This window comes from Phyllobacterium sp. 22552 (genome assembly GCF_052044585.1).
GTDB lineage: Bacteria > Pseudomonadota > Alphaproteobacteria > Rhizobiales > Rhizobiaceae > Phyllobacterium > Phyllobacterium ifriqiyense.
In genome coordinates, this window is record NZ_JBQENG010000001.1 from 292334 (window position 1) to 310979 (window position 18646).

The following is an 18646-nucleotide window of genomic DNA, read 5'->3' on the forward strand; positions in this document are numbered from 1 at the left end:
GTTGCAAACAGGTTCATTCTATCGGCTCCAAAAACGGCGCGTGAAGAGAATGACGATTGTGATGATCTCAAGGCGTCCGGCGAGCATGAGATAGCTAAGAACGAGCAAGGAAGGATCGCTGAGTGTCGAAAAGTTGCCGACGGGTCCTATCGTGTCGCCAAAGCCCGGTCCGACATTGGAAAGTGCTGTCAGCGCGCCTGTGATGGAGGTGCCAAGGTCGTTGCCGAGCATGGTGAGCGCGGTCGCACCGATGACCAAGGAGGCCATGTAGAGAAATATGAAAAGCAGAGCCGACTGAGAAACATCCTGCGTTATTTCGGTACGGCCATAGCGCATTTTTATAATGGCATTGGGTATGATCAGGCGAGTGAGGCTTGCGGATGCAAGCTGCCAAAGGATGATGATGCGATTAAGCTTGATGCCCCCGGAGGTCGAGCCGGAGCAACCACCGAGAAATGTGACAAGGAAGAATATGCCCAGCGCTTCCGCGCCCCAGAGCGTATAGTCCTCGGTTGCAAAGCCGGTTGTTGATAATACCGAAACGAGATTGAATGAGGTGGCGATCAGCGCATCACCAAAGCCGATACTTGTCTCCAGCTTCAGCCCGATCGCTAAGAAAAAGCTGAAACCAACAACAATACTGAAAAACAGAATCAGCTGTGGGTCCGCTAGCGATGAGAGGCGCTGCGGCATCAAGGCTTTGATGTAGAGCACGAAGGGTAGGGCACCCAAGATCATGAAAATTGTCGCGATCACCAGAATGGCGCGGTTATGGGCATAAAAACCCAATGAGGAATCATGTGTAGAAAAACCGGCTGTGGCGACAGTCGTCATGCCGTGATTGATGGCGTCGAACATTCCCATGCCCGCAACAAAATAGAGCAGCGTGCAAAGCAGCGTCAGGGTGAGATAGGCAAGGACGATACCCTGTGCGATCTGGTGGATGCGGGGCAGTATTTTTTCAGACTTGTCGGACGACTCCATGTGCAGCAATTGAATGCCTCCCACGCGCAAGGATGGCAGTAGCAAAAGACCCAATCCGACAAAGCCGAGGCCGCCAAACCAGCACAGGAGCGATCGCCACATCAGTATTCCGCGTGGCATTGTATCCAGTCCCGTCAAAACCGTCGCTCCAGTCGAAGTAATACCAGACATTGATTCGAAGAGCGCTTTTGAAAAGCTGATGGGGAGGGTCGAAAAATAGAGCGGAAGCGCGCCCAATAGCGCTGCTGTCAACCAGATGGCAACGATCAGCAGAAATCCCAATCGTGGACTGAAGCGAATATCGGAGTTGTGGGTCGCGAGCACCACTAGCCCGCTCAAGACACCAGTGAATATAGCTGACTGCACGAACACCAGCCAATCTCTGTTGCCTATATGCAGGTCAACTAAAGCTGGAATAAGCATGGTTCCAGCCATGACCAAGCCAAATCTTGCGCAAATATTGGTAATGGTACGAAGGATCGGACTGGCCTCGTGCTCGCGATTTTGACTGCTGGTATTTCATAGACTTATCTCGGAATTGACACAATCCGCCCTGAAACACCAGTCTGACTTGCACAAGCTGTGGCTAACCTTGCTATATTGGTTGCAGACCTTGCAAGGAGGGGGGCTGAAACACTACTTTAAAGCCATTGAAAGCGATGGTGGGGTGTGCCAACTATCGCATAGTTCTAAAAGTGCACCATCAAGGTCTAGTTATGACACAGCGCCATGTGCCCGTCCTTATTATCGGTTCCGGTCCAGCCGGTTATACCGCCGCAATCTATGCGGCTCGTGCCAATCTGAAACCTGTCATTGTTGCAGGCCTTCAGCAGGGCGGTCAGCTTATGATCACGACCGATGTGGAAAACTATCCCGGCTATGCCGATCCGGTTCAAGGTCCGTGGATGATGGAGCAGATGCGGCTTCAGGCCGAACATGTCGGCACTGAGATTATTCACGACATCATTACCGAAGTTGATCTGTCGATCCGCCCATTTCGTCTGACTGGCGACGGTGGAACGCAATATACTTGCGATGCCTTGATTATTGCGACAGGTGCGCAAGCGAAATGGCTTGGCTTGCCGACTGAGCAGACATTCATGGGCTTTGGCGTTTCCGCCTGTGCTACATGCGATGGCTTTTTCTATCGTAACAAGGATGTTGTTGTCGTTGGCGGCGGCAATACCGCTGTTGAAGAGGCGCTGTATCTTTCAAATATCGCCAAGTCGGTCACGATCGTGCATCGCAAAGACCACTTCCGCGCGGAAAAAATTCTACAGGATCGGCTCTTTGGCAAAGAAAATGTCAAAGTTATCTGGGACAATGTCATTGATGAGATTACCGGGATCGAAGCGAAGCCCCCAATGGCTGCATCGGTTACTGGTGTACGGTTGAAAAATATAAAGAGCGGCGAAACCACAGAACTTGAAACGCATGGCGTATTCATAGCCATAGGACATGCACCTGCGGTGGAACTGTTCAAGGGGAAACTCAAGCATAAGCCGAATGGCTATTTGTGGACTGCGGCGGATTCAACCGCCACGGACGTTCCGGGTGTTTTTGCTGCGGGTGATGTAACCGATGATATTTATCGTCAGGCCGTCACCGCTGCTGGAATGGGCTGCATGGCAGCTCTCGAAGCCGAACGTTGGTTGGCGGCACAGGAACCGGTGCGTCAGGCAGCAGAATAGGCTGTATAAGAGGCCGGTCTCGATTTTCGGGACCGACAAAGGGGGAGAGACCGCGCGATGTCGCTTGATTGGGACAAGTTGCGAATATTTCATGCTGCTGCCGAGGCTGGGTCGTTCACTCATGCCGCCGAGACACTGCATCTATCGCAATCAGCTATCTCCCGTCAGGTCAGTGCGCTGGAGCAAGATGTCGGGGTTCCCCTTTTCCATAGGCATGCTCGCGGTCTGATTCTGACTGAGCAGGGCGAGGTACTCTACCGCACAGCACATGAGGTGCTGATGAAGCTGGAGAATGTTCGCTCCCGTCTTACCGAAAGCAAGGATAGGCCTTCAGGTAAGCTGCGGGTGACCACTACGGTTGGCCTCGGCTCCGGTTGGCTGGTTGAGCGCGTTCAAGAGTTTATCGAGCTGTTCCCGGAAGTGCAGCTGCAATTGCTCTTTGACAATGAAGAACTTGATCTGACTATGCGTCACGCGGATTGTGCTATCCGTTTGCGTCAGCCGCAACAACCGGACCTGATCCAGCGCCGATTGTTTACGGTGCATATGCACGTATACGCGTCGCCAAGTTACATTGCCAAGTATGGCAAGATTGAAAATATAGACGAGATCGACTCGCACCGCATTGTGAGTTTCGGTGAGCCGGCACCCTCATATCTTACGAACCTTAACTGGCTTGAAGTCATAGGGCGTTCCGACGGTAATCTTCGCCCGGCGGTACTTCAGATCAATAATCTGCTCTCGATTAAACGTGCAATCCAAAAGGGTGTAGGTATCGGGGTCTTGCCGGATTATATGATCGAAAAGGACTCCACGCTGGTGCGATTGTTACCTGAGATGGAGCTCCCCTCATTCGATACGTTTTTCTGTTATCCTGAGGGGATAAAGAATGCTGCAAAGTTGCATGTGTTCAGAGATTTTCTTTTCAACAAGGCTCGTACCTGGTCTTACTAGTCAGGAAATTTATTTGGGAAGATTTTCTTTCCAGAAATCGGTTTTATCTTGAAAGCAAATTGCTCAAGGAAAGGCGATAGAGGGTTCAAATTCTGATCGGCGAAACAATTGAGTGGTTATGAGCTTTGTGCATAGCAGCTATGCATTTTTGCAGGGTTGTAAGTCGGATCGGGAGAGAACATATCCACATCACTTGGTCGTGCGTCTCCTCCTCCCATTTGCGCACCACCAAGTGTTCCCCTCTGGAGGTTTTGCTGGAAACGGCACCTTCAAAACTTATAGGCCGGGCACTTGTCCGGCCTTTTTTTCATTTACTCACATTTATCCAATAGGCTTGATCTGGCCCAACTTAGATATTTGGCCGAGTCCGATAGCGACACAAAAAAAGGGCCATCTCGGCCCTTTTTCAATCCTTATAACTATGTGTTTAGCGAAGATTAGCGCAGAAGCGCTGTATCCGCTTGCCTGCTTCTTCGAGGTTTGCATCGGAGGTTGCATAGGAAATGCGGAAATTTGGACCAAGGCCGAAGGCAGAGCCGTGCACTGCTGCCACAGCTTCAGTGGCCAGCAGTTCGCTGACGAAGTCTTCGTCATTTTGAATGATTTTGCCTGATGGTGCAGTCTTGCCGATAGCAGCAGCACAGGAAGGATAAACGTAGAACGCACCTTCCGGCTTGGGGCAATCCAGCATATTCGTCTGATTCAGCATTGAAACGATTAGATCGCGACGTCCTTCAAAAGCTTTTTTGAAAACCGGCAAATGTTCTTGCGTGCCATCCAGCGCTTCAACGGCAGCCCATTGTGAAATGGAACTTGTTCCTGAAGTCTGTTGTCCCTGAACCATATCCATTGCCTTGATCAGCTCAATGGGTCCGGCCGCATAGCCAATACGCCAACCAGTCATGGCATAGGCCTTCGAGACGCCGTTCATGGTCAGCGTGCGATCATAAAGATTTGGTTCGACTTGCGCTGGTGTGACGAATTTGAAATCACCGTAAGTCAGATGCTCATACATATCATCGGTCAGAATCCACACGTGCGGATGACGAACGAGAACATCGGTCAACTTCTTCATCTCATCCCAGGTGTAAGCCGCTCCAGATGGATTCGAAGGCGAGTTCATGATGATCCATTTGGTCTTCGGCGTAATAACGCGTTCCAGATCCTCTGGCTGCAACTTGAAATCGTTTGCCTGAATGGCAGACACAATTACCGGTGTTCCCCCGCAAAGAGAAACCATCTCCGGATAGCTGACCCAATATGGCGCAACACAAATAACTTCATCGCCGGGGTTCAACGTCGATAGAAGGGCATTGTAAATGACGTGCTTGCCACCTGTGGAAACGATGGTCTGATTGGCCTTGTATTCCAGTTCGTTCTCACGCTTGAACTTGCGCGTAATGGCTTCGCGCAACTGCGGTATGCCAGAGACCGGCGTATATTTGGTTTCGCCGCGGCGAATTGCAGCAATAGCAGCTTCCTTGACATTGTCAGGTGTGTCGAAGTCCGGTTCCCCTACGGAAAGAGAAATGACATCACGACCCTCGGCTTTCAAATCACGCGCTTTCTGGGTGATCGCAATCGTTGCGGATGTCTTCACACGGGAAAGGGTGTCGGCGAGGAATGCCATGGTATCGTTCTCCTGAAGCGAGCGTTGATGACCGGTAGCCGGTTTGCGGGACTGCTATGTCCCAAGACCTGCAGAATCGCAAGTAAAAGCGTGCGCAAAGGCTTCACTTCCTGCGCTTTCTGTGCAGGGTGTGACATCCCATGTCAAAAACATCAGTGTCGGTTGTGTAAAGCGTCAATAGAACTGATTGGACATTGTCAACGGTTGCGGGAAAACACTGCCCGCCACAGGAGAGACGGACCATGCCGAAACTATACTCGCAAATTGAATCCGGAAATTGCTATAAGCCCCGGCTTTTGATGGCTAAATTGAGCTTGCCGTTCGAGCACATTTCGATGTCATCTGTCGATGGCTCAACCCGCAAACCGGATTTCATGGCCAAGAACCCCAATGGCAAGGTTCCTCTGTTGGAATTTGATGACGGACGCCTTCTGGCGGAATCGAATGCGATATTGCTGCATCTAGCAGAAGGCAGCAGGTTTATTCCTGAGGATGCCTATGAACGTGCTCTAATGTATCAATGGTTGTTTTTCGAGCAGTATACACACGAGCCTAATATTGCTGTTCGGCGGGCGTTGCTCGTCTATCCGGAACGAGCCAAGGATGCCACGCCAGAAAGATTGGCTGCCACTCTGGAAGGCGGCAACAAGGCATTGCTGGTGATGGAAAACCAGCTACAGAAAACACCCTACTTGGTCGGTACAAATCTGACGATTGCCGATATAGCACTCTATGCCTATACGCACGAAGCCAACCAAGGCGGCTTTGATCTTTCGGCATATCCATCAGTCGCAAAATGGCTAAGCCGCGTTGCCGGAGATGAAGGGCATGTGCCGATAACATGGCTGCCGGCATAATGGCGTGATTTATTTAACTTCGCGATCTGCACCGGTCATGCCGGGTAGCCACGCGGCTAGAGCGTCAATGAGAACTCTGATGCGACCTGGCATATAGGGTTGCTTCGGCCAGACCGCATGTGTGTCGAATATCATCTGTTCAACGTCGGGCAGGAGCCTCTTCAGCGTCCCTGATTCCACCTGATTGCGTATAAGCCAGCAAGGCAACCAAGCAACGCCCATGCCGCTGGCGGCTGCATCCGCTACCGTTTCCAGATCATCAAAAATGACACGGCTTACGGTCTTGGCACTGTCAAATCCCCTCCGTTTGTTTGGAAAAAGCCAAGAACGTATATTGCCATCCTGACCATAAAGAATGGCTTGGTGTGAGGCGATATCTTCAATCGTTTCGGGCGTGCCATGTTTTTCAAGATAGGATGGCGAGGCGCATACCGTCATCCGCTGCCGGGCAATGCGCCTTGCCGCCAGATTGGTTGTATCCGGCAATCCAGCATTGCGAACAACGAGGTCATATCCTTCTGCAACGAGATCCACCGGGCGGTCTGTAAAAGACACTTCGAAGCGTAACAACGGATATTGGCGGGCGAGATCAAACAAAACTGGAGCGACACAACGTCGGCCGAATAGCACAGGCAGACTTAGGCGAAGTCGCCCGGATATTATGTCCTTGCCGGACGTGATGGCATTTTCCGCCGCTTCAACTGTCATCAGTATCGATCGGCAATGTTCGTAAAAAGTGTGACCGTCATCGGTGAGTTTGAATGAACGCGTTGTTCTTTGGCAAAGCCGAGTGCCAAGTCGTTCTTCCAACCGCGCAATTGTCTTCCCAACGGCTGAACGCGATAGATGTAACTTGTCAGCCGCCGCAGAAAAGCTGCCCGCGTCCACCACCGCAACAAATTCTTCGATGCCAATCAGCCTGTCCATTTTAAGTCCTTTGTAGAGTTTAACGATACAATCATGGGTAAAATCGGCGCAACTGCTTTGCTCTCATCTCATATAAATACGGAATCCTTGATTTAAAGCGAGGATTTCACATGAGCAAAACAATGAAACAGTGGCAGATTGCAATGCCCGGACGAACTAATCTGAAGCTGGTTGAAACCGCGGCTCGGGAGCCCAGGCGAGGGGAGATACTTATCAAGGTCGCCGCGGTCTCCCTGAACTATCGTGACGGGCTGCTGATTGATACCGGATTTGGCATGCCTGAAAACATGGGCGAGCCGCTCGTTCCCGCTTCAGATCTTGCCGGAACTGTCGTAGCAACCGGCGAAGACGTTAGCCGATTTGCAGCGGGCGATAGAGTGATATCAACCTTTATTCCGGATTGGATCGAGGGTGCCGGACCGGGTACTGCACGAACCCCCAATGGCCGAACGTTAGGCGGTCCGCTGCAAGGTGTCCTGGCAGAATACGTGACGATGAGCGAAGATTGGGCAACTCATGCTCCTGCAAAACTAAATCAGGTAGAGGCGAGTACATTGCCATGCGCCGGACTGACTGCCTGGACAGCGCTGGTGGAGCGCGGAAATATCAAAGCCGGTGATAGAGTAGTCGTGCTCGGCACTGGAGGCGTTTCCCTCTTTGGAGCACAAATTGCCCTGATGCATGGAGCAGAGGTTATTGTGGTTTCCGGAGACGATGCAAAATTGCATCGTGTGCAACAGCTTGGAGTTCATCACACTATAAACCGGAAGAAAGAAGATTGGGTCGAAACCCTTTACCAGATTACCAATGATCATGGAGCCGATCATATTCTGGAAACAGTAGGTGGCCCACATCTGGACAAATCATTGCGGGCCTCAGCGGTAACTGGACGCATTTCAATGATCGGTATTCTGGATGGTTTGGAGGTTTCTGGCGGCTTTGTGCCTCTCGCGGTTAAACGCGTGGTTTTGGAAGGTATTCAGGTTGGTCATCGGAAAGGGTTGGAAGACTTGGTAAGAGCTTTTGATCGAACTGAAATCAAACCCATTATAGATGCGGTTTATTCCTTCAATGAGTTAAATGATGCTTTGGATCATTTAAAGCGGGGTGCATTCGGCAAGATCGTCGTGGAGCTGAACTAAATACATCCAGCCACAGATCAAAAATGGGGCGACCATTGAAACCAATGGCCGCCACAATCATATCAGGGGATATCAGCGCCAGTTTTTAAGGACCGAATCATGAAGATACTCATCGTCCTCACCTCCCACGACAAGCTCGGCGATACAGGCAAGAAAACGGGCTTCTGGCTCGAGGAATTTGCCGCGCCTTACTACGTATTTTTGGATGCGGGCGCAGAAATAACGGTTGCTTCGCCGAAGGGTGGGCAGCCGCCGCTTGATCCCAAAAGCGATGAACCCGACAGCCAAACTGAAATGACGGAGCGATTCCGGCGGGATAAGGCTGCCCAACAAGTTCTGGCAAATACAAAAGTTCTATCAGAACTGAAAGAGGCGGATTACGACGCTGTGTTCTATCCTGGCGGCCATGGCCCGCTTTGGGATCTGACTTCTGACCTCGCCTCAATCAGACTCATTGAACAATTTTACAAAAACGGAAAGCCAGTCGGGGCTGTATGCCATGCGCCTGCGGTATTGCTGCAGGCGAAGATTGACGGCGAACCGCTCGTCAAGGGCAAGCGGGTAGCTGGTTTCACAAATAGCGAGGAAGAAGCGGTGCAACTTACGAGCGTCGTGCCGTTCCTTGTTGAAAATGAGTTGAAGCGGCTCGGCGCTCATTATGAAAAAGTTGATGACTGGCAGGTGCTGGCTGTTACCGACGGTCATCTGGTAACTGGCCAAAATCCCGCTTCTTCGGCAGCGGTCGCCAGTGAGGTTCTCAAGCTGCTGGGATAGGGCAAGAATGCAAAAAGGCGGGATTAATCCCGCCTTTTCTAATTTATGTGCGTTCAGAAATCAGACGATTCCCGTATGCGGCTATCAGCCTTCAACGCTAAGGTTGTCTGCTGACGACTTGCCCGAACGACGATCCTGAACGATCTCGTAGTTGACCTTCTGGCCGTCATTGAGACCGCGCAAGCCTGCACGCTCAACAGCGGAAATATGGACAAAAACGTCTGCACCGCCAGTATCGGGCTGGATGAAACCGTAGCCCTTAGTGCCGTTGAACCATTTCACTGTTCCCGAAGCCATGGGAAGTTCCTTTCAGATATATAAAACAGGCAGCATGCACATATGCGGCCCAGGGAATCGAACCTATGCAATGGAGCTCGTCAGGAAGCGCAACAGGTTACGCAGGTCGCAAAGTCACTCGACCGATAAAATCGATGCAAAATACATATGATAGAATTTCTGGCAAAACAAGCCGTTTTCAAAACGGAACTACACGCGACTTTTCGGGTATCCCGCTGAGCATCTAGCGCGAAAGTTTCTGTACTATCGCAAAAATTGCAGGTGCGGTTGAGTGGTTTGAAAGAGTCAATGTTAGAGTGAGAAAGCCGAATCACGGCCTTCGACGGGGGAGCCCAATGGCGAAGCAGAAACCCAACCGAGTGCCAGCAACCTCCGTCGCTGGCGAAGTGCAAGCGGGGCTTTTGGCGCAGCTTGGCGTTATTGCTGACATTTATTGGAACTCTCCAGTCCGCAATCGTCTGATATTGTTCATTTCGGGCGTGTTCGGCATTATCATTTTGACCTCGGTAGGACAGGTACTTCTCAATCGTTGGAATGTGCCGTTTTATGATGCTCTGTCGCGACGCGACTTTCAGGCCTTTCTCGACCAGCTCATGGTGTTTTTCGGGATTGCGGCGGTGCTTCTTGTCTTGAGTGTGGGCCAGACGTGGCTCAATCAGATGACGCGCCTGAAACTGCGGGAAGGCCTGACGCGAGATCTCATTGGCGAGTGGCTGGTGCCCCGGCGTGCGTTCAAACTTTCCAATTCAGGGCCCATCGGCGTTAATCCCGATCAACGCTTACATGAGGATGCACGGCATCTGGCGGAAATGTCGACGGATCTCGGCTTTGGCTTGCTGCAATCCACGATCCTGATGGTCAGCTTTGTCGGTGTGTTATGGGCGCTTTCAAGCGGGTTCGTGTTCAATGTATATGGCTACAGTTTTTCTATTCCGGGCTACATGGTGTGGGCTGCAATTCTTTATGCGTCTCTCGCGTCATGGTTGAGTTGGCTTGTTGGACGCAAACTCATCAAGTACAATGCCGATCGCTACCAAAAGGAATCTGAACTGCGTTTCTCGCTGATGCGGGTGAACGAACATATTGATGCGATTTCACTTTACCGCGGTGAGGCCGACGAAAACCGTCGTCTTGGCTTTGATGTCGATAGTCTTCTGGCTTCCATCCGATTGCTGGTTAGAGCTTTGACGCAACTCACATGGGTCACGTCTGGCTATGGCTGGATTACCATCGTCGCACCTATTCTGGTTGCTGCACCAGTTTACTTCGCAGGCAATCTTTCGTTCGGCGGTCTTATGATGGCTATCGGGGCATTTAATCAGGTCCACGATGCATTGAAGTGGTTCGTCAACAATTTCGGCGCGATTGCTGACTGGCGTGCAACGCTTTTACGCGTGACGTCTTTCAGGCAGGCCGTGCAGGCAACCGACGCCATGAACAGCATTGAACAGCGCATAAAATTTGCCGAGTCCGATAGGGATCAAATCATTCTTGATTCGCTGAAGATCACCGCGCCACGCGCTACAGTACGGCTCAAGGAAAAGCACGCTGTTGTCAAAGAGGGTGATCGCGTTCTCATTACAAGCGAAGCGGGTATTGATCGCACTTTGCTGTTTCGGGCCATTGCCGGCCTTTGGCCTTGGGGGGCTGGAACAGTCACGTTACCTGCCAACAAAACCATTATCTACATGCCGCGTCTGCCCTATTTTCCGCCCGGCAGCTTGCGTGAAGCGATGTCCTATCCGCTCGGTAAAGATGGTTTTACTGACGAGCAACTGGTTGGAGCCTTGCATGAGCTTGGACTGAAGCGGCTTGAAACCATGCTGGATTTCAGTGCTCGCTGGGATCGCGAGCTTAGTGATGATGAGCAACAGTCGCTCGCATTTGCACGGTTGATGCTGCACAAGCCGGAGTGGGTGGTTATTGACGAGTCGCTCGACGCGATGGAGTCAGATGCTTATGACCGGGTGGTGGCAGTCTTGCGCGAGCACCTCGCCAAATCGACGATTGTGCATATTGGGCGAGAAGACAAGAATGATCATGTCTTTTCGACGGTGCTGCATTTTGTCAGCGACCCCTCCGGCCACGGATTGGAGGAGGAGGGGTTGCTAGGTGTTTAAACAATTTCGCCAGACGAAGTTAAGCGAAATAATCCTGAAGTGGCCGTACTTCCAGTGATCCAGCCTTGAGCGCAGCAATTGCTTCTGCAACAGCATCGGCACCCGATAGCGTGGTGTAGTATGGCACTTTTTGCATCAGGGTCGCGCGGCGAAGCGATTTTGAATCCGAGATCGCCTTGGCACTGTCTGTCGTGTTGAAAACCAATTGAACCTGACGGTTGCGGATTGCGTCTTCAACGTGCGGACGACCCTCTTGCACCTTGTTGATCTTTTGCGCTGCTACGCCGTTTTCGCCAAGGAAGCGAGCAGTTCCGCCAGTAGCGAGTATCTTGAAGCCCAATTCTGCCAGGCGTTTTACAGGCGCGAGAATGCGCTGTTTGTCTTCGTCCCGTACGGAAACGAACAAAGTACCGTCACGTGGAAGATCAACACCTGCGCCCAGCTGAGCTTTGGCAAAGGCCAGCGCGTAGTCATAATCCAGTCCCATGACTTCGCCCGTCGAGCGCATTTCCGGTCCGAGCAGTGTATCGACACCGGGGAAACGAGCGAACGGGAACACAGCCTCCTTGACTGCAATATGTTTGCGCCCTGTAGCGGAAGGCTTGCCGCCATAATGCGACAAAGCTTGTTCCAGCGTCTCTCCCGCCATGATACGGGCCGCTACTTTGGCAATCGGAGTGCCTATGGTTTTGGCAACGAAGGGTACTGTCCGTGAGGCGCGTGGATTGACCTCAAGAACATAGATCGTGCCGTCCTTGATGGCGTACTGGACGTTCATCAATCCAACCACGTTAAGCGATTTGGCAAGCGCGGCGGTTTCCTTTTCCAGATCGGATACAGTTTCGGCGGAAAGGGAATGAACTGGCAAAGAACAAGCACTGTCGCCGGAGTGGATGCCAGCTTCTTCAATGTGCTCCATGATGCCGGAGACCCAAGTGTCCTTGCCATCGCAGAGGCAGTCCACATCGACCTCGATGGCTTCGGTCAGATAACGATCAAACAGCAGAGGATTTTTACCAAGCAGCGTGTTGATTTGTCCGGTCTTGTCGTTCGGGTATTTCTGCTTGATATCTTCCGGCACGAGCTCAGGAACCGTATCAAGCAGGTAGGCCTGTAAGCCGCGCTCATTGTGGATGATCTGCATCGCGCGACCACCCAAGACATAGGAAGGACGTACGACCAGCGGGAAGCCAAGCTCTCCAGCTATGGTGCGTGCCTGCTCAACCGAGTAAGCAATGCCATTCTTAGGCTGCGTGAGATCAAGCTTGATCAGCAACTTCTGGAAGCGGTCGCGGTCTTCAGCAAGGTCGATGGCGTCCGGCGAAGTTCCAAGGATAGGAATGCCAGCTTTTTCAAGCGCATCTGCGAGTTTCAGCGGTGTTTGCCCGCCAAATTGCACGATCACGCCATGCAAGGTTCCTGCCGTTTGTTCGGCCCGCAGGATTTCCAACACGTCTTCGGCTGTCAGTGGCTCAAAGTACAAGCGGTCTGACGTGTCATAGTCTGTGGATACTGTTTCAGGGTTGCAGTTGATCATGATGGCTTCGTAGCCAGCATCCCGCAGCGCAAAGGCAGCATGGCAGCAGCAATAATCGAACTCAATGCCTTGGCCGATACGATTGGGTCCGCCGCCGAGAATCACAACCTTCTTGCGGTCGGAAATCTGGGCCTCGGAAACCAAAGCACCTGCAAATGGAACTTCATAAGTGGAGTACATATAGGCCGTTGGCGATGCAAACTCAGCCGCGCAGGTATCAATGCGCTTGAACACCGGATGAACGTCAAGCTTGTTGCGTAGCTTGGTAACTTCGCTGGGCTCGATTTTTGCCAGACTTGCAAGGCGTGCGTCGGAAAAACCCATGCCCTTCAATGCGCGCAGGTTTTGCGCGTCCTGAGGAAGCCCGTGCTCGCGCACGCGCTCTTCCGTGCCAATGATCTCTGCCATTTGTTCGAGGAACCACGGGTCGATCTTGCAGCCTTCATGCACTTCTTCGACAGTCAGTCCAAGCCTTAGTGCTTGCCCCACCATACGGAGCCGGTCTGGGGTAGGAGTGCCAATAGCGGCGCGAATAGCATTGTTGTCATTGCCCTCGCCAATGCCTGGAATTGTGATCTCATCAAGTCCGGTAAGGCCAGTCTCCAGTCCGCGCAAGGCTTTCTGAAGCGATTCTTTGAATGTACGGCCAATGGCCATAACTTCACCGACCGATTTCATGGCTGTCGTTAGGGTAGGTTCTGCGCCGGGGAACTTCTCAAAGGCAAAGCGCGGTATTTTGGTGACGACGTAGTCAATAGATGGCTCGAACGAGGCTGGCGTAGCGCCGCCGGTAATATCATTGTCGAGTTCATCAAGCGTGTAGCCCACAGCAAGCTTGGCTGCAATCTTTGCGATCGGGAAGCCAGTGGCCTTCGATGCCAGTGCAGATGAGCGTGACACGCGGGGATTCATTTCGATAACAATCAGGCGGCCATTTTCCGGATTGACCGCAAACTGTACATTCGATCCGCCGGTCTCTACGCCGATCTCGCGCAATACCGCAATCGATGCGTTGCGCATGATCTGGTATTCCTTGTCGGTCAGCGTCAAAGCTGGGGCAACAGTAATAGAGTCGCCGGTATGAACACCCATCGGATCTATATTTTCGATGGAGCAGATAATGATGCAATTATCCGCCTTGTCGCGAACGACCTCCATCTCGTATTCTTTCCAGCCGAGAACGGATTCTTCAATCAGCACTTCAGTGGTTGGCGATGCGTCAAGACCACTGCCGATGATCTCGTAAAATTCTGTTCGGTTATACGCGATACCGCCGCCTGTACCGCCCATGGTGAAGGAGGGGCGGATGATGGCAGGTAGACCAACATGGTCTAATGCGGCACCGGCCATGCCGAGGGCATGCGATACATAGCGCTGCTTGCGGTCACCTTCGCCGAGCTGCCACTCGGTTTCCAGCTTGTCTAAAGCCGCATCGAGTTCTGCACCGGAATATTGGGCTTTAACCGCTTCGCGCTGTTCCTGGTGTAATTTGCGGTCGAGATCTTTTACCTCGGTAGCGTTTGCGAGCATTGATTTTGGTGTTTCCAGACCAATCTTTGCCATGGCCTCGCGGAATAACGCGCGATCTTCCGCCTTGTCGATCGCTTCAGCATTCGCGCCAATCATTTCGACATTATAACGATCCAGTACACCCATGCGACGCAGCGAAAGGGCGGTGTTCAGCGCAGTCTGACCACCCATGGTTGGTAGCAACGCGTCGGGACGTTCCTTGGCGATGATCTTCGCAACGACTTCAGGCGTGATTGGCTCAATATAGGTCGCGTCTGCCAATTCGGGGTCAGTCATTATCGTTGCCGGGTTGGAGTTGACGAGGATGACCCGGTAACCCTCTTCTTTAAGTGCCTTGCAGGCCTGGGTGCCGGAATAGTCGAACTCGCATGCCTGACCGATAATGATCGGGCCAGCGCCGATAATCAGAATAGATTTGATGTCGGTGCGTTTTGGCATGTTCGGGTCCTTATCATAGCGGTCTGCACAAAAAACCGCACGGTTTCACCGTACGGGTAGCTACTTGAATTCAAATGCGAGGCTAAGGCTGCCTTATAGGCAAAGGAAACGCTTTGCGTAACCCCAAAAAGCGACGTTAACGCATTTTAAGGCGGTTTTGGGGTTTCGTTTCGCATTACGGCCACAACGTAACATTCCATCGCAAAAGTTGATGTGCCACTTCCTGCAAGCAAAAGTTGAAAAATAACATCGCGCATGAAACAAATGCCGCGTATTGATGTTGTGCATACAGCGTATCAGCCGGTTTGGATCGGCAAGCGATCGGGAGACGGAACATGCGTTGGCAGGGGCGTAGACAGAGCGACAATGTTGAAGATCAACGCGGCGAAGGCGGCGGCGGTTTTCCAGGGGGCGGAAGATTTCGTATTCCTGGCGGTTCCGGATTGCGGACGGCCGGCGGCGGTGGATTTTCCGGCATTCTCATCCTCGCTGCAATTTTTCTTTTTTTGAAATTCTGCACCAATATTGATCCGATGCAGATACTGGTTGATTCTGGTGGCGGGCAATTGGTGCCGGGCCAAACCCAGAGCGATACCTCGGTCAAAAACAACGACGAGACGACACAATTTGCCAAGACAGTTCTTGCAGAGACGGAAGATGTCTGGAGCGGTATCTTCAAGGCTGAGGGTCAAACCTATCCAGCGCCAACGATGGTGCTATTCAGTGATCAAGTGCGTTCCGCATGTGGCTTTGCCAGCGCAGCGTCCGGTCCCTTCTACTGCCCGGGCGACCGGAAGCTTTATATCGATTTAAGCTTCTATGACGAGCTGGATAAGAAGTTCGGGGCATCGGGCGATTTCGCGCAAGCCTATGTGCTGGCGCATGAGGTTGGGCATCACGTACAGAATTTGATTGGCGTGTTGCCCAAGTTCAATCAAATGCGGCAGAACATGAGCGAAGCGGAAGCCAATGCCATGTCAGTGCGTGTTGAACTGCAGGCAGACTGTTTTGCCGGTATATGGGGACACTTTACCGAGCAGAAAGGTATTCTTGACGTTGGCGATCTGGACGAGGCACTCAATGCTGCGCAACAGATCGGCGATGACACTATGCAACGCAAGACTCAAGGTTATGTCGTTCCAGAGAGCTTTAATCATGGAACGTCTGCCCAGCGCAGCAAATGGTTTAAGCGTGGATTTGATAGCGGCAAGCTGGATAATTGCGATACGTTCAGCGGGAGTATTTAATTAGATAAGAACGCGATTAGATCGCGTTCTTTCTGTTCCTGACGTTGTTGCCCAATGCATAAGCAACGGCTGCCTGCGAGTGTATGGTTGTTGAATCGTAGACCGGTAACGCCAAATTATCTTCGGTCAGCGATAAGCAAATTTCGGTGCAACCGAGAATTACGCAATCAGCGCCAGCCTCTTTGCCACGGGCAACGATTTTCTCCAGTGCATGGCGAGACTCGTCTTTGACCAAGCCGCAGCAAAGTTCGTCAAAAATGACGGAGTGAATCTTGGCCCGGTCAATTTCATTGGGGACGGCGAGGTCGATCTGGAAATTATTGTGCAAATAATCCGCGTAAAAGCCGTGCTCCATCGTATAGCGTGTAGCCAATAGAAGCGGGCGCTTCTTGCCTGCGGCGAATAAAGTGCGGCCTGTTTCGTGCCTGATATCAATGAGCGGAATACTGACAGCAGCAGCAACGGCGTCGGCAACAAGATGCATCGTGTTTGTGCAGATTAGGATGCAATCTGCTCCTGCCGCTTCAAGGCGGCTGGCTGCATCCGACAGAAGCGCAGCAGCATCATTCCAGCGGTCGCTCTTTTGCAAGGCGACAACTTCGGAAAAATCCAGCGATTGGAGGGCGATTTTTGCAGAGGACAATCCGCCAAGATGTCCGCGGATTTCCTCATTGATCTGACGATAATAAACCGCAGTGCTTTCCCAGCTCATCCCGCCGATCAGTCCAATAGTGCGCATGATGGATCCCTCATTTCCCTAGCCAGAGGATAGAGGTTGCAGCGCACAATGTGTTCGCATAGTTTTTAAAATTCAGATATGTTGGCGCAAATATTGCGCGTAAATATCTAATACCACGCGATAAATTTGTTGGGATTTATAGATGATCGACGATCGCGATCGCAAGATTCTGGATATTCTGCAAGAAAATGCCTCTGTGGGCGTATCCGATCTCGCTAACAGAGTGAACCTTTCCATTTCCGCGTGTTCCCGTCGCATCCAGCGCCTGGAAGAGGAGGGGTATATCCAGCGCCGCGTTGCTCTGGTAGATCGGCCTCTGGCCGGATTACCAACGACCATGTTTGTTATCATTCGTACGGCGCGCCACTCGGCGGAATGGCTGGAACAGTTTCGCGCGGCAATTTCCGACATACCGGAAATTGTCGAGGTGCATCGCATGACCGGCACTATCGATTATATATTAAAGCTCGTTCTGCCACGTGTGGAAGCTTATGACGAAATATATAAGTCATTGGTCGAAAAGGTGGAATTTTTTGACATCTCAGCATCAGTTTCAATGGAAACGTTGAAATCCACTACTGCAGTTCCAACGCATTACATAAAGTGACTTCTGTCGCGGTATCAATTTGACCGATCTCTATAAGCAAACTTGCTTTAAGTGGTTAGCTGCTTTTCTATACGGATCATGGCCCGCTCAAATACGGACGGGTTGTTAAGCGCGCGAGCTATTACCAAGGCGCCCTGAATGTCTATTATAGCTTCTTCAGCGAGAGCTGCGGCCACTTCTGGATCGTGCCCAAGCTTCTGCAAAGCCTTATTGAGTGCAGCAATCCATGCCGCGAAGTAATTATTGATCTGTAACGCGAAGCGATCACGGACATTGTCGAGAGCAAGCGCACCAACGAGACAGATGCGGCGACCGGACTTGAAGTATTCAATTACCGCGGCGCACATCATCCGTATCGCAGTTTGAGAGTCGGTGGCTTCGCGCAATGGGCTGTAAATCTGCTTTTCAAACCAACCTTCTATCTCCGCGAGGACGGCCTGTGCCATTTCGGTTTTTCCGCCTGGAAAGAAGTAGTAAAGGCTACCTTTTCCAAGCCCGGTCTTTTCGGTGATGATTGAAAGACTTGCCCCTTCAAAGCCGTGTTCCCGAAAGATTTCGGCAAGCACCGGAACAACGTCAGAGCGTTCGGAGACAGTTTTGACCATATTACAGCTCGAGTTCCGATAATCCCGGATGTCCAATCGGGCGTGGACCAGTTTGATCCCACAAGAACTTCCGATCTGCCTCTTTGATTGCAAGATCATTGATGGAAGCAAAGCGTTTCTGCATCAGGCCATTTTCGTCAAACTCCCAGTTTTCATTGCCATAGGCGCGAAACCAATTGCCGGAATCGTTGTGATACTCATATGCAAAACGTACTGCTATCCGGTTGCCCGAAAACGCCCAAAGTTCTTTGATCAGGCGGTATTCCAATTCTCGCTTCCACTTTTCTTGCAGGAAGGCGACGATTTCAGCGCGGCCACATAAGAATGTTGATCTGTTCCGCCAATAGCTATCCTGTGTGTAAGCCAGCGCCACGCGCTCAGGATTGCGTCCGTTCCAGCCGTCTTCCGCAGCCCGAACCTTTTGGATCGCAGTGTTGTGCGTAAAGGGTGGAAAAGGCGGACGTTGCTCTGACATTTGATTTCTCCTTTTGTACCAAATGGTAAGGTGTGTACCTATTGGTACATTATCAGCTCTTAGTCAAGGGACGCTGTACCCTTGTCCTCCCG

The 18646-nt window shown here is 51.7% G+C and carries 16 protein-coding genes; 8 read left to right on the plus strand and 8 right to left on the minus strand.

The genetic code is table 11. The annotated features are described in order from the left end of the window. Window positions 1-18: 18 nt before the first annotated feature. Window positions 19-1419, minus strand: a complete 1401-nt coding sequence (locus tag ACTJI9_RS01515; RefSeq protein ID WP_115052443.1) for a TrkH family potassium uptake protein — start codon at window positions 1417-1419, stop codon at window positions 19-21. 281 nt (window positions 1420-1700) lie between these two features. Here ACTJI9_RS01515 and trxB point away from each other — a divergent pair, with 281 nt between their 5' ends. Together trxB and ACTJI9_RS01525 are read left to right on the plus strand one after the other, a co-directional pair. Next, the gene (gene trxB / locus ACTJI9_RS01520; protein ID WP_115052444.1) at window positions 1701-2675 is read left to right on the plus strand and encodes a thioredoxin-disulfide reductase; all 975 of its coding nucleotides are present in this window, start codon (window positions 1701-1703) and stop codon (window positions 2673-2675) included. A gap of 57 nt (window positions 2676-2732) precedes the next feature. After that, window positions 2733-3629 carry a LysR family transcriptional regulator gene (locus ACTJI9_RS01525; RefSeq protein WP_115052445.1) on the plus strand — a complete coding sequence of 299 codons (897 nt, stop codon included), beginning with the start codon at window positions 2733-2735 and terminating at the stop codon, window positions 3627-3629. Window positions 3630-4056: 427 nt separating this feature from the next. Here the strand turns inward: ACTJI9_RS01525 and ACTJI9_RS01530 are convergent, their stop codons facing one another. Continuing rightward, on the minus strand, window positions 4057-5259 hold the full coding sequence (locus ACTJI9_RS01530; protein ID WP_115052446.1) for a pyridoxal phosphate-dependent aminotransferase: 1203 nt from the start codon (window positions 5257-5259) through the stop codon (window positions 4057-4059). Between the two features lie 242 nt (window positions 5260-5501). Here ACTJI9_RS01530 and ACTJI9_RS01535 point away from each other — a divergent pair, with 242 nt between their 5' ends. Then, entirely contained in the window at window positions 5502-6116 is a 615-nt protein-coding gene (locus tag ACTJI9_RS01535; RefSeq protein WP_336439726.1) for a glutathione S-transferase family protein, read from the plus strand. 9 nt (window positions 6117-6125) lie between these two features. Here ACTJI9_RS01535 and ACTJI9_RS01540 read toward each other — a convergent pair whose 3' ends face one another. After that, complete coding sequence (locus ACTJI9_RS01540) at window positions 6126-7043, minus strand: LysR family transcriptional regulator (protein ID WP_307279453.1); 918 nt, start codon at window positions 7041-7043, stop codon at window positions 6126-6128. A 110-nt stretch (window positions 7044-7153) separates the two neighbouring features. Between ACTJI9_RS01540 and ACTJI9_RS01545 the strand changes: the two genes are divergently transcribed. Beyond that, window positions 7154-8185, plus strand: a complete 1032-nt coding sequence (locus ACTJI9_RS01545; RefSeq protein WP_307279451.1) for a zinc-dependent alcohol dehydrogenase family protein — start codon at window positions 7154-7156, stop codon at window positions 8183-8185. Window positions 8186-8284: 99 nt separating this feature from the next. After that, a complete protein-coding gene (locus ACTJI9_RS01550) occupies window positions 8285-8959 on the plus strand; it encodes a type 1 glutamine amidotransferase domain-containing protein (protein WP_440805586.1) in 675 nt (224 codons plus the stop codon). Between the two features lie 84 nt (window positions 8960-9043). Here ACTJI9_RS01550 and ACTJI9_RS01555 read toward each other — a convergent pair whose 3' ends face one another. Continuing rightward, window positions 9044-9256, minus strand: coding sequence for a cold-shock protein (locus ACTJI9_RS01555; protein WP_008124164.1), 213 nt, complete (start codon window positions 9254-9256; stop codon window positions 9044-9046). Between the two features lie 335 nt (window positions 9257-9591). On the opposite strand from ACTJI9_RS01555, the gene ACTJI9_RS01560 reads away from it, so the two are divergent. After that, window positions 9592-11376 (plus strand): ABC transporter ATP-binding protein/permease, encoded by a 1785-nt coding sequence (locus ACTJI9_RS01560; protein ID WP_115052451.1) that lies wholly within the window; start codon window positions 9592-9594, stop codon window positions 11374-11376. Between the two features lie 19 nt (window positions 11377-11395). Here the strand turns inward: ACTJI9_RS01560 and carB are convergent, their stop codons facing one another. Beyond that, complete coding sequence (gene carB / locus ACTJI9_RS01565) at window positions 11396-14881, minus strand: carbamoyl-phosphate synthase large subunit (RefSeq protein ID WP_115052452.1); 3486 nt, start codon at window positions 14879-14881, stop codon at window positions 11396-11398. A 335-nt stretch (window positions 14882-15216) separates the two neighbouring features. Here carB and ypfJ point away from each other — a divergent pair, with 335 nt between their 5' ends. Beyond that, window positions 15217-16128, plus strand: coding sequence for a KPN_02809 family neutral zinc metallopeptidase (gene ypfJ / locus ACTJI9_RS01570; RefSeq protein WP_115052453.1), 912 nt, complete (start codon window positions 15217-15219; stop codon window positions 16126-16128). 16 nt (window positions 16129-16144) lie between these two features. Here the strand turns inward: ypfJ and ACTJI9_RS01575 are convergent, their stop codons facing one another. Further along, window positions 16145-16867, minus strand: coding sequence for an aspartate/glutamate racemase family protein (locus ACTJI9_RS01575; RefSeq protein WP_440805591.1), 723 nt, complete (start codon window positions 16865-16867; stop codon window positions 16145-16147). Window positions 16868-17009: 142 nt separating this feature from the next. Here ACTJI9_RS01575 and ACTJI9_RS01580 point away from each other — a divergent pair, with 142 nt between their 5' ends. Further along, window positions 17010-17474: an Lrp/AsnC family transcriptional regulator gene (locus ACTJI9_RS01580; protein ID WP_307279428.1), complete on the plus strand. Its 465-nt coding sequence runs from the start codon at window positions 17010-17012 to the stop codon at window positions 17472-17474. A 47-nt stretch (window positions 17475-17521) separates the two neighbouring features. On the opposite strand, the gene ACTJI9_RS01585 is transcribed toward ACTJI9_RS01580, so the two are convergent. Beyond that, entirely contained in the window at window positions 17522-18079 is a 558-nt protein-coding gene (locus ACTJI9_RS01585; protein WP_354344253.1) for a TetR/AcrR family transcriptional regulator, read from the minus strand. Window position 18080: 1 nt separating this feature from the next. Then, complete coding sequence (locus tag ACTJI9_RS01590; protein ID WP_354344251.1) at window positions 18081-18554, minus strand: nuclear transport factor 2 family protein; 474 nt, start codon at window positions 18552-18554, stop codon at window positions 18081-18083. Between the last annotated feature and the right edge of the window lie 92 nt (window positions 18555-18646).

Bases quoted from the DNA above. Each gene is read 5' to 3' on its own strand.
- ACTJI9_RS01515 (WP_115052443.1), bottom strand. From the start codon at position 1,419: ATGGCTGGAACCATGCTTATTCCAGCTTTAGTTGACCTGCATATAGGC.
- trxB (WP_115052444.1), top strand. From the start codon at position 1,701: ATGACACAGCGCCATGTGCCCGTCCTTATTATCGGTTCCGGTCCAGCC.
- ACTJI9_RS01525 (WP_115052445.1), top strand. From the start codon at position 2,733: ATGTCGCTTGATTGGGACAAGTTGCGAATATTTCATGCTGCTGCCGAG.
- ACTJI9_RS01530 (WP_115052446.1), bottom strand. From the start codon at position 5,259: ATGGCATTCCTCGCCGACACCCTTTCCCGTGTGAAGACATCCGCAACG.
- ACTJI9_RS01535 (WP_336439726.1), top strand. From the start codon at position 5,502: ATGCCGAAACTATACTCGCAAATTGAATCCGGAAATTGCTATAAGCCC.
- ACTJI9_RS01540 (WP_307279453.1), bottom strand. From the start codon at position 7,043: ATGGACAGGCTGATTGGCATCGAAGAATTTGTTGCGGTGGTGGACGCG.
- ACTJI9_RS01545 (WP_307279451.1), top strand. From the start codon at position 7,154: ATGAGCAAAACAATGAAACAGTGGCAGATTGCAATGCCCGGACGAACT.
- ACTJI9_RS01550 (WP_440805586.1), top strand. From the start codon at position 8,285: ATGAAGATACTCATCGTCCTCACCTCCCACGACAAGCTCGGCGATACA.
- ACTJI9_RS01555 (WP_008124164.1), bottom strand. From the start codon at position 9,256: ATGGCTTCGGGAACAGTGAAATGGTTCAACGGCACTAAGGGCTACGGT.
- ACTJI9_RS01560 (WP_115052451.1), top strand. From the start codon at position 9,592: ATGGCGAAGCAGAAACCCAACCGAGTGCCAGCAACCTCCGTCGCTGGC.
- carB (WP_115052452.1), bottom strand. From the start codon at position 14,881: ATGCCAAAACGCACCGACATCAAATCTATTCTGATTATCGGCGCTGGC.
- ypfJ (WP_115052453.1), top strand. From the start codon at position 15,217: ATGCGTTGGCAGGGGCGTAGACAGAGCGACAATGTTGAAGATCAACGC.
- ACTJI9_RS01575 (WP_440805591.1), bottom strand. From the start codon at position 16,867: ATGCGCACTATTGGACTGATCGGCGGGATGAGCTGGGAAAGCACTGCG.
- ACTJI9_RS01580 (WP_307279428.1), top strand. From the start codon at position 17,010: ATGATCGACGATCGCGATCGCAAGATTCTGGATATTCTGCAAGAAAAT.
- ACTJI9_RS01585 (WP_354344253.1), bottom strand. From the start codon at position 18,079: ATGGTCAAAACTGTCTCCGAACGCTCTGACGTTGTTCCGGTGCTTGCC.
- ACTJI9_RS01590 (WP_354344251.1), bottom strand. From the start codon at position 18,554: ATGTCAGAGCAACGTCCGCCTTTTCCACCCTTTACGCACAACACTGCG.